Genomic DNA, 1,244 nt, shown 5'->3' on the forward strand with positions numbered 1-1,244 from the left:
GGTGATAAAATTAATTTACACAATTTTAAGTATAGGGCTCATCTTAAGGCTATCCAGTTCTTTACTGTTTGCCCCCTGCATAACAGTAGGAGTTATTATATTTACTTTAAATATCTCCATCTAAACCTCCGCTACATTTATTTTATCACAATTTTTACTGTTTCTAATCAAGTAAGCCCACCGCAACTCTTTATTTCCTCCCATACCAGATGATTTCATCACTTTCCCTTCCACTATCATATCATATAAATACACAAAAAATTAGATTTTCTGACTTAGTTTACTGATTATTAGATATAACCTTACAGCTTTTGTTTTCTTTGAAGAAGGATATCATACTTTTCAAATAAGCACCAGATTTTTCAAGGATATTTAGGTTTCCCACCACTACGAAAAGATGTTTAGCCCTTGATATGGCTACGTTTAATAAGTTAGGACTGCTGTTGAAGAATTTTACTTTACCAAGTTGGTCTTCCGAGAAAACAACAGTAGAGAATATTATCACAGGGAATTCTTTACCTTGAAACTTATGCACTGTACCTATTTCTATATTTCTGTATCTGCCAAGACTTCTTCTTATATAAATCTCTTGGTCTAAAAACGGTGTTATTATGCCTATATCCTTTTCAGTGTACCCTGCTTTTATTAGATTATCTATTATGTTAGAAATAGCTAAAACCTCTCCTTTATTTGTCTTATCTGTAGGCCCACGCTCTCCTTTTACATCGTAAAACATAAGATGTATGCCTTCTTCATTCGTAAATTTCTTTAATTTTTCCAATGCGTCACCGCTGATAGGAGTGGTTTTTATATTCATATTTTTGTAACCAGCAAGCCTTTGGAAAAGCTCGGCTATTGGTTTTTGACATCTTCTATGCTCATCCAAGAAAACAGCTTGGCCTATATCGTCAAATTTACCGGTATCGCATCTAGCTGTTCTATGATAAACAGAAGTTTTGGTGGGCGAATATCTGTTGTAATAATAAAGCTTTTCATCTTCAGATATATTTTTCATCTTATAAAAAAAGCTGTTTTCATAGTAATCGTTAATAACAGATTCACTTAAAGAAACTACCGGAGGAAGCTGAAGAGGGTCTCCCACCGACACAACTTTTTCTGACAAAGAAACGATCGGGAAAGGTAAATATACGTTTGCCATACCAGATTCGTCCACAAAGGACAAATATATAGGATTTATATTCTTGCTTATGAGTACTTTATCAAACCCAGAAAACAGTTTTGGG

The 1,244-nt window shown here is 33.9% G+C and carries 1 protein-coding gene; it reads right to left on the reverse strand.

The genetic code is table 11. The features are described 5' to 3' along the window. Window positions 1-280: 280 nt before the first annotated feature. A partial coding sequence (locus ACP5S8_RS08410; protein ID WP_461876486.1) for a DEAD/DEAH box helicase occupies window positions 281-1,244 on the reverse strand: 964 nt, incomplete at its 5' end.

This window comes from Hydrogenobaculum sp. (genome assembly GCF_049967395.1).
In the GTDB taxonomy this organism is placed as follows: domain Bacteria; phylum Aquificota; class Aquificia; order Aquificales; family Aquificaceae; genus Hydrogenobaculum.